The organism is Microcoleus harperi Pol14_C6, from assembly GCF_036701295.1.
Taxonomy (GTDB): domain Bacteria; phylum Cyanobacteriota; class Cyanobacteriia; order Cyanobacteriales; family Microcoleaceae; genus Microcoleus.
Genome location: NZ_JAUBQN010000029.1, coordinates 51,545 through 64,654 on the forward strand (window position 1 = coordinate 51,545; position 13,110 = coordinate 64,654).

General features: G+C 46.2%; 13 protein-coding genes. 7 read left to right on the forward strand and 6 right to left on the reverse strand.

The genetic code is table 11. The annotated features are described in order from the left end of the window. Positions 1 to 91: 91 nt before the first annotated feature. Positions 92 to 691: a hypothetical protein gene (locus tag QUA27_RS19100; protein ID WP_333069741.1), complete on the reverse strand. Its 600-nt coding sequence runs from the start codon at positions 689 to 691 to the stop codon at positions 92 to 94. Between the two features lie 283 nt (positions 692 to 974). Then, positions 975 to 2,447: a site-2 protease family protein gene (locus tag QUA27_RS19105; protein ID WP_333069742.1), complete on the reverse strand. Its 1,473-nt coding sequence runs from the start codon at positions 2,445 to 2,447 to the stop codon at positions 975 to 977. Positions 2,448 to 2,480: 33 nt separating this feature from the next. Here QUA27_RS19105 and QUA27_RS19110 point away from each other — a divergent pair, with 33 nt between their 5' ends. From QUA27_RS19110 to QUA27_RS19125, 4 genes are all read left to right on the forward strand, one after another. Beyond that, positions 2,481 to 3,155, forward strand: a complete 675-nt coding sequence (locus QUA27_RS19110; RefSeq protein WP_333069743.1) for an MBL fold metallo-hydrolase — start codon at positions 2,481 to 2,483, stop codon at positions 3,153 to 3,155. A gap of 142 nt (positions 3,156 to 3,297) precedes the next feature. After that, complete coding sequence (locus QUA27_RS19115; RefSeq protein WP_333069744.1) at positions 3,298 to 3,858, forward strand: sugar O-acetyltransferase; 561 nt, start codon at positions 3,298 to 3,300, stop codon at positions 3,856 to 3,858. 189 nt (positions 3,859 to 4,047) lie between these two features. Further along, a complete protein-coding gene (locus QUA27_RS19120; RefSeq protein ID WP_333064027.1) occupies positions 4,048 to 4,512 on the forward strand; it encodes a hypothetical protein in 465 nt (154 codons plus the stop codon). Positions 4,513 to 5,258: 746 nt separating this feature from the next. Continuing rightward, positions 5,259 to 7,619 (forward strand): cache domain-containing protein, encoded by a 2,361-nt coding sequence (locus QUA27_RS19125; protein ID WP_333069746.1) that lies wholly within the window; start codon positions 5,259 to 5,261, stop codon positions 7,617 to 7,619. A gap of 278 nt (positions 7,620 to 7,897) precedes the next feature. Here the strand turns inward: QUA27_RS19125 and QUA27_RS19130 are convergent, their stop codons facing one another. Then, positions 7,898 to 8,497 carry a cytochrome b/b6 domain-containing protein gene (locus tag QUA27_RS19130; RefSeq protein WP_333069747.1) on the reverse strand — a complete coding sequence of 200 codons (600 nt, stop codon included), beginning with the start codon at positions 8,495 to 8,497 and terminating at the stop codon, positions 7,898 to 7,900. Positions 8,498 to 8,694: 197 nt separating this feature from the next. Between QUA27_RS19130 and QUA27_RS19135 the strand changes: the two genes are divergently transcribed. Both QUA27_RS19135 and QUA27_RS19140 read left to right on the forward strand, forming a co-directional pair. Continuing rightward, entirely contained in the window at positions 8,695 to 9,279 is a 585-nt protein-coding gene (locus QUA27_RS19135) for a manganese efflux pump MntP (RefSeq protein ID WP_333069749.1), read from the forward strand. Between the two features lie 121 nt (positions 9,280 to 9,400). Then, positions 9,401 to 9,955, forward strand: a complete 555-nt coding sequence (locus QUA27_RS19140) for a glutathione S-transferase family protein (RefSeq protein WP_333069750.1) — start codon at positions 9,401 to 9,403, stop codon at positions 9,953 to 9,955. Between the two features lie 84 nt (positions 9,956 to 10,039). Here the strand turns inward: QUA27_RS19140 and QUA27_RS19145 are convergent, their stop codons facing one another. From QUA27_RS19145 to QUA27_RS19155, 3 genes are all read right to left on the reverse strand, one after another. Further along, complete coding sequence (locus QUA27_RS19145; protein ID WP_006634808.1) at positions 10,040 to 10,177, reverse strand: photosystem II reaction center protein K; 138 nt, start codon at positions 10,175 to 10,177, stop codon at positions 10,040 to 10,042. 60 nt (positions 10,178 to 10,237) lie between these two features. After that, complete coding sequence (tgt, locus tag QUA27_RS19150) at positions 10,238 to 11,368, reverse strand: tRNA guanosine(34) transglycosylase Tgt (protein WP_333069751.1); 1,131 nt, start codon at positions 11,366 to 11,368, stop codon at positions 10,238 to 10,240. A gap of 211 nt (positions 11,369 to 11,579) precedes the next feature. Then, positions 11,580 to 12,029 carry a hypothetical protein gene (locus tag QUA27_RS19155; protein ID WP_190662161.1) on the reverse strand — a complete coding sequence of 150 codons (450 nt, stop codon included), beginning with the start codon at positions 12,027 to 12,029 and terminating at the stop codon, positions 11,580 to 11,582. 259 nt (positions 12,030 to 12,288) lie between these two features. On the opposite strand from QUA27_RS19155, the gene cobS reads away from it, so the two are divergent. Next, positions 12,289 to 13,086, forward strand: a complete 798-nt coding sequence (cobS, locus tag QUA27_RS19160; protein ID WP_333069754.1) for an adenosylcobinamide-GDP ribazoletransferase — start codon at positions 12,289 to 12,291, stop codon at positions 13,084 to 13,086. Positions 13,087 to 13,110: the final 24 nt, after the last annotated feature.

The following is a 13,110-nucleotide window of genomic DNA, read 5'->3' on the forward strand; positions in this document are numbered from 1 at the left end:
TTTTTCGCTTTCGCATCCGGTAAAAAATATAATTAAGTTTGCCCAAATAACGGAATTTTCCCTACAAACCTATTTTATTACAGTTGTCAAATTATTGGTATAAATTAACGATTGTTTGCAACACACCTAAAATCATAGGAACATTATCGACACAATAAACATCAGCATCAATAATTAAATTATTTCCATCTAATTTAAGAAACCGCCAGACAACGCCAGTAGTTACGCATCCAAATACGGCAGGTATGGAATTGTGTTCGCGTTCGTTAAATAGCTGAGCCGCTACCATTTGTGCTGCACATTGTGGCAGACAAGATTCTATTTTTGGACCTTTCGTTTCTCTTAATGCAAAAACCGGAACTTTAATTTCAAAATCAAACGGCACGGAAGATAATAGAAAGTCGCATTCCCCATTCAATCCCTGCTCAACATCTACATCAAACGACCAACCAGAAAAAATAGAAAATTGTCTGTTGTTCCTTTCCCTAAATTCTAACAAAAGAGGAGAAATAATCCGTTCGGAACGTTCTTTTGCAGTTGTAACCGCAGTGTTAGAACTAATTTCGAGGGTTCTCCAAAGCCATTCGGAGGGTTCTACAGGAACAATCTTGGAACTCAAAATAGGACTGAGTGACGGTTCCAATCCAAATCGCTCTTTTAATTGTTGGAAAGTAAAGGATTTGTAAGGCATATTTTTCAGATAAGTCGCTGAAACTCTAGATTACTTCGAGATAGAAAGCGAGTTGACAGATGCTAAACTCGTTTGTATACAGGACTTACGCCTTAGAAACCCGGTTTCTGGGTAAATAGCGGTTTTGTAGAGAAGTATCTAGGAAGAAACAGGGTTTCTCACCCCCGTGCCGCAGTCCTAATATAGCAACCATTGGATAATTTGTGAACCTCTCTTTTCTTACTTATTCCTTCTTCATTTTCTCCTAGATAAATCAATCCTTCTTCCTTCTTCCCTCTTCCTTCTAAACATTTAACCACTCAAGCAGTACCCTGGGCGCAGGCAACAAAATCATTAACAAAAGCCCGATAGCCAACAACCCCAAAAAATCCCGGCGATTATCCAATTCGCTAACATCATTCAGCGCCGGTTCGTCGTTTAGTGGCGTCAAAAACAAAATAATCGCCCACAGCAGCAAACCCTGTTCCAAAAAAGAAAGCAGCAACATACAAAGTCTAGCAACTTGCCCGATCGCCATACTCGCTCGCTGGCCGAACATCGCGTGTACGATGTGCCCGCCGTCGAGTTGTCCCACCGGCATCAAATTAAACGCCGTCACGATCAAACCCAAATAACCCGCCACCGCTACCGGATGCAAATCGATCGCAGTTTCAGCATTCAACGCGCCGCCCAAGGTTAACTTGCTCAACAAAGTCATCAGCAGCGAAAAACTGGGTTTGAAAGAGTCAAAATTTAACATTCCAGACTTGTCAGACAGCGGTACAATAGTCGAATGATTCAAACCCCAAATTAATAATGGCACTGTCGCAACTAAACCCGCAAGGGGGCCGGCAATGCTAACATCAAATAAAGCTCGGCGGTTCGGAATTGGACTCCGTATTTGAATGAAGGCCCCAAAAGTTCCCAAGAAAAAAGGAATCGGGATAAAATAAGGCAAAGTCGTGCGAATTTTGTAGAATCGGGCAGCTAAATAGTGGCCGGATTCGTGAATTGCTAAAATTGTAATTAGAGCCAGTGAGTAAGACAAACCCTGGAGCAACATTGATGAGTTGGACTGCAAAGCTTGTTCAGTAACTCCGGCAATTCGCGCCCCGACAAGCGTAGTCGTAAACACCGTGATCAGCAGCAAAGCTAATGCAAAAAATGGCCGGGTTACAGATTCGGTTTTGACCGGAGTTTCCCCTGATTGGTGGCTGGGATTGGGAACTATAGCAAAAAAAGGTTGACCGCTCAAGCTGTTTTGAAATACTACTAAAAAGCGATCGCCAAAAAGCCTCTCCACATTCTCCCGAATGGCCTGATAAGCCGCCTCCGGGTTCGTCCGCAACTGTCCGCGACAAATTACAGCCTGCGGCCGAAATTCCAAATCTCGCAGAAAGTAAATTGACCAAGGAAAACAATCGCGCAAACTCGCTTCTTCCGCTGCATCTATCGGGCGCACGGGCGGTTTTGGCTTAACAGGTTCAGTCGCAGAGTCTGCTACCTGCTCAGCAGTTTCGGCGGTAATTTTCTTGCGCCCCAACTGTACCAAAAACCAATACAAAAAAGGGCAAACCAGAAAAGGTATAATTACCAACTCAGGCGGTACAGTTTTGCTGGTACCGTAAACTAAAATCCAACCACTCCAAATCAGCGCGGGCGCCATCATTACCAGCCACAGCAGCCATATCGGAGTCCGGGTGATGCGGCTGGTGCCGTTCTGCAACAAGTAGTACGATATCAGCCCCAATACGAACAACCATAGTAAAAAGAACATAATATTTATCCCATTCCCTTCTGAAATACTTCCTTGAAACAACAGAGTTTAGTCTCCAAACAACCCAGGCCCGTGCTCGACAATATCCTTGCTTTCCCGCCTAACCGGGAAACTCTGGGTGCAACAGCCTATTTCATTGTAGAAAACCAAACTAACATCCTGGTGGATTGTCCCGCTTGGGATGAGATTAACCAAACATTTTTGCGGGAACACGGCGGCGTGCGACTGCTGTTTCTCACTCACCGCGGCGCTATCGCCAAGGCGCGGGAGATTCAGGAAGCCACGGGGTGCGAGATCCTGATTCAAGAGCAGGAAGCTTATTTACTGCCGGGTTTGAAGGTAACGGTTTTTGAGCGAGAATTTGTTTTGAGCGATGGAATCAAAGCATTTTGGACTCCTGGCCATTCTCCTGGTTCCTCTTGCCTTTATCATAGTGGCAGCGGTGGAGTGCTGTTTTCGGGTAGGCATTTGCTCCCTAACCGAGAAGCCGCCCCAGTACCGCTGTGGACGCCAAAAACTTTTCACTGGCCCCGGCAAATTAACAGCGTGAAGTCAATTATCGATCGATTTTCGCCGGAAACTTTACAGTATATTTGTCCCGGTGCAAATACTGGTTTTTTGCGGGGAAAAGGATCGATCGATCGAGCTTTTGAGCAATTAGCCAATCTGGATTTAGCTGTTTGTTTGCAGTCAAAAGCTGAACCCTAATAAATGTCTGCTGCAACATCGAAAAATGATCGGACGCGCTAATTATAGCGGTAAGGTGCGCCCTGACGCACCCGACATTATTCTTCCGTCTGTTAAAGAGCGAGGAAAGTTTGTATAGTGGCGGTTACAACCGCCTATTCTTATGGAAAAAACCGAAAAACAAAAAATGCTCGCCGGCGAATTGTATTTAGCTGCTGATGAGCAATTAATTTTAGAGCGCCAACGAGCTCGCCGCCTCGCCAGAACTTACAATTCTACCCGCGAAGACGAACCAGACAAACGGTTAGAAATTCTCGCAGAATTGTTCGGTGCAGTTGGCCCCAAAGTTGAAATCGAGCCGCCTTTTTACTGCGACTTCGGCAGCAATATTTATGCGGGAAACGGATTGTACATGAATTTTGGCTGCGTGATTCTCGACTGCAATCGAGTTAACATCGGCGAAAATTTGCTGTGCGGCCCCAACGTGCAAATTTACACTGCTTTTCACCCCACAGATCCGGAAATCAGACTTTCTGGCCTCGATCTCGCCGCTGAAATTAATATTGGCAATAATGTTTGGATTGGCGGCGGCAGTATTATTTGCCCGGGAGTCACTATTGGCGACAATAGCACGATCGGCGCGGGCAGTGTTGTTGTCAAAGATATTCCCGCAAACGTCGTAGCGGCGGGGAATCATTGCCGAATCATCCGGCATCTACCTTAATGTGGTACGATCGACACACTCGTGCGATCTGCTCCTTGGAGCTTAACCCAAAAATTTTAGGTATTAGAACAGCCGGTTTGAGATTTTTTAGGTAAAATTCCCGAAAAAAACCGTGGAAAAAATCTAAAATCTCAAATCTAAAATCGCTGAATTTCTCGTTCCCGGTTTCCACACTACCAAGCTTTTCTTATGACGACTGCAACAGTTTATCCCAACGCTCCCGATCTCTGCACCGACGACTACATAGCAGTCGGTGTAGCTACCTGCTTCATTAAAGAAGAAGGCGAAGTTTTTGAAGTGCAAGTAATCGAAGCTATTCCCTCAGCAGCTTTAGAAGCAATTTTGAAGGGAATTCCCACATCTTATTTAATGATTTGCGGGACGACTTTGGGAGCAGTGCTCGACGGCGAAACACCCAAAATGTTACCCGAATTCCCGACATCAGCTCAGTTTAGCGAAGAATTTGCCTTTCGGGCGATCGCCGCTGCCCGCACTTACAAAATCCGCCCCCAAGCTCAACTTCACATTCCCTTGGGAACAGTTCGCAACGACTTTACTTATTCCTTAGAACGTAAAAGAGTGCTCAACTCCGAGCGCGTCATTCGCACTGAAGACAATGTGAAACAGCACGAACACACTCACAAGGTTCTTTAAACAAATCCCGCAACTGGGGCAATTTAACAGTGCCTCAGCCAGCGGATGCACCGAAAATAGTTTTGATTGTTGAGATGTAAATTAAAGATATAACAAGTTTTTCCTTCATTAATAATGAACAAAAAACTTTTAATATGTCGTTATTAAGCAATACTGCAGACGGTTTTTGATTACCAAGCATAGAATAAGGGTTTCAAGGCAATTCGGCAATCGAAGTATCAACGGAAAATCTAGGGTTTCAGATTACAAACTAAAAACAGCCTGGACTATTGATTAAGACAAACACCAAACATCTCAACCTAAAAAGTCTACTGCTCACATCACCTAAATAACATTAATTATTAACGACTGTAAAAAAGAATTAAGTAGTTAATAATTTTTTTTATTTTTCAAAAATGTGGTATGATATTATTCCTGTTTAACAAAGTAATATCAAATCGGGTAGCATCGGAATTAATATTACCCACCGCTTTCGAGACGGCACGGCGCCGTGTCCCTACAATTAATCTGGGTAGGGAAACGGCACGGCGCCGTGTCCTTTATATCATAAGGAGTGCAACCGGAAACGAGAGGAGCCGCTCGGCGGGAAAAAATTAAAAAATCCCCGCAATTATTGAATGCTAGTAGTTTAAGACTACTGGCAGGCGGGCGAGTAGATCGTAGGTGAGCTAAGAATTTCAATCTCACAAATTGGTCAAACCATGCGAAGCTTTGCGAGAGTAAAGTGGTGGAAATTAACTCGACTATTGCCAGCGAGATTAAAGGGCGAATACCATCTTGGGTACCAAACTGCGCTCTTAATTTTGGGGGGAACAGTTCTGGCAGCTAGCATCACTGGTTGTATTAGCTATCAAAGCGTTCACCGCTTGATTATCACCAAAAGCGAGCGAAATGCTTTCTTAGAAGTTAGGGATCGAGCCAACAAGATCGATCGCTGGCTCGGCACTAGAAAGGCTGAGATCGAAATCCTCGCCAACACTCCTCCCGTTCGTTCGATGAATTGGTCAGTGGCAGAGCCTTATTTAAAATCGGAAGTAAATCGACTGCAAGAATTTCAGCACTTCGCATTAATTGAGCCCAACGGTTCTTATTTCACCACAAAAGTCGGCAGAGCGTTGATTACTGTGAGCGACCGCCAACACTTCAAAAAGGCAATGGCTGGGGAAGTCTATGTTTCCGATCCTACCATTTCTCGCACGCTCAAAGGACAAAGTATTGTTCCCATTTCGGCTCCGGTGTGGTCAAATTCGGCAAATTCTATTGATAAAACAGCACAAAAGCCGATCGGAGTAATGAACGGCGTCATTAGCATCGACCGAATTGCCGAAGTAGTAGGAAAGCTGGAATATGGCGCAGGAACTTACGCTTTTGTTCTGAATTCTCAAGGAGTGCCGATTGTGCATCCCGACGCTGGATTAATCGGAAATATCGACAATTCGGCTCCCAGTCTTTTAGAGTCTGCAGAGGCTAATTTGGCAAATGTAGCCCGGGAGATGGTTTATCAAAAAACGGGCATTGTGCTGACTCAAATCAACGGCGCCAGAGTTTATGTTGCCTATCTTCCATTAGAACAAGCTGAATGGTCGCTAGCCCTCGTAATTCCCCGCGAAAATGTCGAAAAAGAACTCCTTCCTTTCAAGATACTAGCAGTAGCCGCCGGCCTACTTGCAGCCGCAGCTATTTTCGCAGCAATTGTGGCGCTCAAGCTGTTTGCCCTAAATTGCATTCGCAGACGCACAGAAGCCCTTCTCCACCGCTTGACCGGCCGCATTCGCGCTTGCTTGCACCTCGATCGCATCCTCCAAACTACAGTAGACGAACTCGGTACTTTACTGAAGCTCGATCGAGCAATTTTCGCATGGTACGATCCCCGACAAGATACTTTAGAATTTGGCTGGGAATATTGCCGGGAAGGTTTGCCGGGGCGCTTGGGAATATTTGGTGTTCCAGGAGGGCCCTCTGGAGATTTAGCTGCACGGCTTCACCGCTGCGAAACGATTCTGCTACATAAAACCGCCGCCGCTGATGCCACAGCCTCTGAGGAACACGCCTATATCGAACTCACAAATAGTCACTACGCAGCAGTACCCGTATTAACTCAGACTAATCGGCTCGGATATCTGTTCGCCTGTGCAAATCGGCGGTTTGCGACTCCCGACGAGGTGGAAGTTTTGGAAGCAATTGCAGACTTACTGGGAGTCGCTATTTCCCAATCCCAACTCCACGGGCAAATTCAAGATAACTTCAAACTTTTAGAAGAAGTATTAGTCAAACTCAGAAGAACCGAAGAGCATTTAGTACAACGCGAAAGAATGACCAGTGTCGGTCAACTAGCCGCCGAGGTTGTCCAGGAAATTAATAACCCGATTAACTTTATTTACGGTCGGCTGATTCACCTGAACGATTATATCAAATACTTGCTCCATATAATTCGCCTCTATCGCGAACAATATCCTGAACCAGGGCGGCGAATTGAAAAAAAAATAGAGACAGGCGACCTAGATTTTATCAGCCAAGAGTTGCCGAACATTCTCAATTTCTTGAAAATAGGAGCCGATGGCATTCGCCAGATAGTCCTGGCTTTGCGAAAATTTTCACTTCCTGACGAAGCCAACAAAGAACACGCCAACGTTAATGAGAGCATCGACAATATTTTGGTGTTGCTCGCTCACAAACTGGAACAAAAAATATTAGTAGTCAAGGAGTACCACAACCTGCCCCCAATTTTGTGTTATCCCGGTCAACTGAGCCAGGTATTCGCGAGTCTCATTATCAATGCTATTGATGCAGTTAAAACGATTGAAAACTCGGCTCAACTTATTACAATCAAAACCGATATTGTCGAGGAATATACAGGCAGATTTATTGTTGTATCGATCGCCCACAACGGGTCCACAATTCCACGGGAAATTCTACACCGAATATTTGACCAGTTTGGCCATACTAAATCATTTAAAAATTTTACAGGATTGGAGTTGTCGGTTTGCTATAAAATTATTGTAGAATTGCACGGCGGCAGGCTGACAGTTGAATCTCCAGTGCAATCTCAAAATAAATCTCAAACTGGGGGCGGTGCTGAGTTTAGGGTAATATTGCCGCTCTTTTGATATCGCATTTTGCCGCCAGGGAAACCCGTCGCAAATCTTGCCAGCAAGCTCCGCGAAAAGCTTAATTTGGCTTTGCAGTGAAGACTTTAGTCCTCATAAAAGGGAGGGCTGAATTCCTCACTAAAAACCTAACGATCATTTGTTAACCAAAATTGCTATAATAGGATTAGGGAAATAATAAAGGTGCAACCACAGCAAACAACCAGCCTCCCATGACCAAGACTTCCGCAAGCATTAATAAAATATTTCTGTTCATTTTCAAATTAAGCATTTTCACATTAAGAGCGATCGACCAAAGAGCGAATTTTCTTCCACCAAGCCGCCGGCGAATCCTCTGGGCGATAGGCGGCATCAAACATCGACACAATTAGTGGCAAACCCCCCACTTTCGCACTCATCAACAAGTGCATTGCCAGACAAAACACCAATACCACCCAACCAGAAGCGTGTAAATAATACCAAGCCTGCGTCAATTCCCCAGCCGGCAGCCATTCTTCCTTAACCATACTGCCAGAAGCGAGCGAAAAAGTCAGTGCCAGCAACATCAACGTATTCACAATCCGGTGCAAGCTGTACCACCACATCGGTTTGCCCAACTGCGTTAGTTTCCCAAAAGAATCCCGCTGCACTAAGCGTTTTTGACCTGCGTGGAAACTGTACAATGCAAAAGCCGGCATTATTCCTAACAGCAACATCTTGCCAAAAGTGCCGTGAATCCCGATAATATCTGCAATCTGAGGCACGGGGACTTTGCCAAACCGCCCATCGTAGGTGTTGTAAACCAGAAATGCGCTCAAAATTGCTAAAAGGGCGATCGCAGCATTAACTCCATGCAGTAACCTGAGCAGCAATGGCTGGTAGGGTCTAGATTGCGGCATAGTCAATTCTGCTACTTGATAAATAATCTTTTACAGAATATAGCTAAGCGCTGATTTTTTCAACCCTTGCCAATTGTGAAACCAATATGATTAAAAAATGAAGTGAATATGATAAAACTGCAATTATGTCAAATTTTAGTGTAAAGTAAAACAGTCAAGAGAAACACTTTACCTATAATATCTAACACTTTACCAAAATGGATGCAGCCACTACCATATTACTTTCCTTGGGACTCGCAGCAGATGCTTTTGCTGTAGCTGTTTCCAGCGGTTTAGCAATCAAACACATGAAGATCAATAAAGCTTTAAAAATTGCCTTATTTTTCGGAGTTTTTCAAGCTTTAATGCCCGTAATAGGATGGTTAATCGGTCTTAGTTTTAGTTTTTTGATCACACCGATCGACCATTGGATAGCTTTTGGGCTTTTGAGTTTTATTGGCGGTAGAATGATTTATGAATCGCTGCAAAGCGAAGAATGCGAGAAAAAGTTTAATCCCTTAGATACGGGGACTTTGATAACGCTGTCGGTGGCGACGAGTATCGATGCCCTCGCAGTTGGTCTCGGATTTGCAGTGCTAAAAACTTCGATCGGCCCTGTCGTTAGTGCTATCGGATTTATTACTTTCTTGGTCGTATTTGCTGGCGTGTTTATCGGTCACAAGTGCGGCAACTTATTTGGAAATAAAATAGAGTTCCTCGGAGGCGTAATTTTAATTGCGATCGGCAGCAATATCTTATTTTCGCATTTAACAGAAGTGTCGGCAGTCTTTAGTAATGGGTAATTGGTAATTGATACTCCTTCCAGGCTATGCCTGGAAACACATACCCGGAGGCTGTGCCTCCAATGCCCAATTCGCAAAAAATGCTATAACAGCAATATTGCGTTACAAGGAAAAAAATTCCGTGATTAAACTTTACGGCGGAGCCCAAAGCAGGGCATCAATTGTCAAGTGGTATCTAGAAGAAATAGGGGTTCCCTACGAATTCGTCACCCTAGATCTGCAGGCAGGGGAACACTTGCAGCCAGAGTATCTGGAAATTAACCCGATCGGCAAAGTACCGGCAATTGTTGATGGAGATTTTAAAGTTTGGGAATCCGGCGCAATTCTGCTGTATTTAGCTCAAAAATATGGTAAGATGCCCCAGACTTTGGAGCAGCAAGCTGAAATTGTGCAGTGGGTCATTTTTGCCAACGCGACGCTGGGGTCGGGAATATTTACAGAAGCAACTCGCGATCGCGAAACTCCCCGCTTGTTAACACCGCTTAATCAAATCTTCGAGAAACAGCCGTTTGTAATGGGTGATGAATTCGGCGTCGCCGATGCAGCAGTCGGGTCAATATTGGCTTACATTCCGATGGTGCTAAAACTAGACCTCAGTCCTTATCCGGCTGTTGTAGATTACATGAAGCGGATCTCAGAAAGACCGGCATTCAAAAGTGCGATCGGCGGTAGCTGAAGGCAGAAAGAACAACGAGACAAAACTTAATACCTAAAAGCAGGGGCAATTCAAAAATTGCCCCTGCTTTTTAGGAAATCAAACTTATCTAAATCCGACAGCCGCCTGCCAAACAAAAGCCAGCAGCAAGAAAAATACGGGAATGACCGGCAAAACATTAACCAAAGGCTCAAAAATCGAATAAGCTTCGGGCAGTTTTGCTAAGAGTAATGCAGCTTCCATGAATCAACCTACCTATCCAACAGAATTTTCATAATTGTCGCATATCTTTACCCAAGGCAATCACGATCGATCGACTCTCGGTGCAAGCCAGTAGGCAAACTCTTCAGTAAATCGATCGGCAAAAATCGCCTCCCGCATCCTCCCCGTAAAGCGAATCAACTCCGTCACATTGTGAATCGCCAGCAAAGTATACCCCAGCACTTCGTTAGCCCGCGCCAAATGGGCCAAATAAGCGCGACTGAATTTTTGGCAGGTATAACAAGGACAAGACTCATCCAGCGGCGCAAAATCCTCCCGGAACCGAGCATTTTTCAAACTCCAGCGTTCCCCACCAACAAAAGCCGTCCCGTGGCGGGCCAGCCGAGTCGGAATCACGCAGTCAAACATATCTACGCCACTGGCCACCGCCAACGCCATTTCCCGATAAGTCCCAATCCCCATCAAATAACGCGGTTTATTTGCCGGCAACAGAGGCGCTGTCACCTTCACAATCTCTGCAATCAAATCCCCCGATTCCCCCACACTAACGCCGCCGATGGCGTAGCCTGGTAAATCCAAATCTACCAACTGGTTCGCCGCGCGCGATCGCAAATCGGGGAAAACACCCCCCTGGACGATGCCAAACAAAGCTTGATCCGGGCGCGAGTGAGCTTGAATGCAGCGTTGCAGCCAGCGGTAAGTGCGATTTGTGGCAGCCTCCACCTCTTCCCGCGTAGCGGGGTAAGGGGGACACTCGTCAAAGGCCATAATCACATCAGCGCCCAACTCATTCTGAATTTCGATCGATCGTTCCGGCGTCAAATTAATCATGCGGCCATCCCGGGGAGAGCGAAAAGTCACCCCGTCATCAGTAATCTTCCGCATTTGGCTCAAGCTAAACACCTGAAAGCCACCCGAATCCGTCAGCATCGGGCCCGGCCAAGCCATAAATTTGTGCAATCCGCCCGCGCCTGCGACAATTGCTTCCCCCGGCTGCAAGTGCAAGTGATAAGTATTTGCCAAAACCATTTGAGAACCCGCCGCCTCAAGATGTGCCGGGGTCAAAGTTTTGACATTAGCTAGCGTCCCCACTGGCATAAATTTAGGCGTTTCCACAACACCGTGGGGAGTGGCAAAAACCCCTGCACGCGCTTGGGTATGGCTGCAATTAGCCTGACATTTAAAAGAAAATTTCGCCCTGTCCTCAGTCATTAGTCCCCGATGCTCGTTAACCGCTACTCGGCCGTCCGTGTTATCTAATCTATTGTTGTTGACATCGCGACAAAAAACTCATGACCCCGCCCAAAAACGGATACAAGTTTCCGACAATCGTCGTGGAGGGCAAAAAATTTTAGACCTTAGTTCTAACTCCCAGATTCAATGCTGCAAGTAAATCTAAAATCTAAAATCGACTGACTGACGATTAAAACGGGGAATCATCGTCGTCCAATTGTAGATCCCAGTTTCCTGAGAGTACCTGATCGACAACCGCATCCAAAGCCGCAGCATTTAAATTCCGGGCGAATTGCTCTTGCAAAGGATTGGAGAGGGGAATTAACCGCAACTGCCGTCCATCTTGAATCAGGTCAAAATAAGCACCATCTTCAGGGGACTGTTTAAGTTCCAGGTAATCAAAACTATACACGTTCAAATAAAGCGCATGGTTGGCAATTAGGGTAGAACGGTGGGGGTTGGCGAAGACTTCGAGTACATAACCTTCCCCTTCGCTATAAATCTCGCCATCTTGTATGTGAAGGTAGCGAACACGTCCTAAATCAAACAGCAATCTTTTGATATCGCGTTTGTTGACGACAATCCCTGTATCGATGATGCAAGGAGCAACTACCCTGTTATTCAATTGATCGTGACTCATGGAGTAAAAGCCTCTGTTGTAGTATTTTCCCGTCTTGAACATCAGGGAGTTAGCTAGAATTCTTGGGAAGGGAAACGCGGATCTTGAGTTTAGTCATTTTAGATAGGGAGCTTTGGGATCGCTGCCGACAGAGGTTTTCCGGGGAAAAGAGCCGGCGACAGGAGGAATGCTCGATCCAAAAAACTAGGGTGTTACAGTCCAATTCTGGCACACGCTAATCGATTGACAACTGCATACCAGATGAAAAATTTTCTATCTTATGGTGCATGATAAATGGGTTCGCTCTACGATCGACTTTTTCCGGAATCAAGGCGCTGCCATCGCAGCCGCAGTCGCTTTTTATACTTGTTTGCCGGTACCAGTGTCTTGGACTTTGGAGTTTCGGGGCATTGCCCGCTTGGCACCGGCGATCGGGCTTTTGATTGGGGGGATGCTGGGACTGGGGGATGTTGGGTTGCAGTTGTTGGGAATGCCTGCTCTGACTCGATCGGCCTTGGTGGTAGTCTCGGGCATCGCCGTGACTGGCGGGCTGCACCTAGACGGGGCAATGGACGCGGCGGACGGGCTGGCTGTACCCGACCCCGTGCGTCGGCTGGAAGTCATGCGGGACAGCGTTACAGGAGCCTTTGGGGCGATGGCTGCGATCGCGATCGTGCTGCTGAAAACTGCCGCTCTCTCGGACTTGAATAACTATCGGTGGCTGGCTTTGATGGGCGTGGCCGGTTGGGGAAGGTGGGGCCAACTGGTGGCGATCGCCCGCTATCCATATCTGCGGGCAGAGGGTAAGGGAGCTTTTCACAAAGAATCTATTTATTCTCCTTTTGATTTTATCCCAGGGGTGCTTTTGCTGCTGAGTTTGAGCGTGGTGCAAGTTGTCTTGGAGGGCGATCGGTGGCTGTTGGCGGTGGGGATGGCTTTGGGGGGAAGTGCGATCGGAATTTTTGCCGGAGCCTGGTTTAACCACCGTTTGGGCGGCCACACGGGCGATACTTACGGTGCTGTAGTCGAGTGGACGGAGGCTTTGTTGCTGTGTCTTTTGGCGGCATTGGAAGGTTAAACAGTTGACAGTTGACAGCGAGTT

Coding starts and splice junctions, on each gene's coding strand:
- QUA27_RS19100 (WP_333069741.1), bottom strand. CDS start 691: ATGCCTTACAAATCCTTTACTTTCCAACAATTAAAAGAGCGATTTGGA.
- QUA27_RS19105 (WP_333069742.1), bottom strand. CDS start 2,447: ATGTTCTTTTTACTATGGTTGTTCGTATTGGGGCTGATATCGTACTAC.
- QUA27_RS19115 (WP_333069744.1), top strand. CDS start 3,298: ATGGAAAAAACCGAAAAACAAAAAATGCTCGCCGGCGAATTGTATTTA.
- QUA27_RS19120 (WP_333064027.1), top strand. CDS start 4,048: ATGACGACTGCAACAGTTTATCCCAACGCTCCCGATCTCTGCACCGAC.
- QUA27_RS19130 (WP_333069747.1), bottom strand. CDS start 8,497: ATGCCGCAATCTAGACCCTACCAGCCATTGCTGCTCAGGTTACTGCAT.
- QUA27_RS19135 (WP_333069749.1), top strand. CDS start 8,695: ATGGATGCAGCCACTACCATATTACTTTCCTTGGGACTCGCAGCAGAT.
- QUA27_RS19145 (WP_006634808.1), bottom strand. CDS start 10,177: ATGGAAGCTGCATTACTCTTAGCAAAACTGCCCGAAGCTTATTCGATT.
- tgt (WP_333069751.1), bottom strand. CDS start 11,368: ATGACTGAGGACAGGGCGAAATTTTCTTTTAAATGTCAGGCTAATTGC.
- QUA27_RS19155 (WP_190662161.1), bottom strand. CDS start 12,029: ATGAGTCACGATCAATTGAATAACAGGGTAGTTGCTCCTTGCATCATC.
- cobS (WP_333069754.1), top strand. CDS start 12,289: ATGGTGCATGATAAATGGGTTCGCTCTACGATCGACTTTTTCCGGAAT.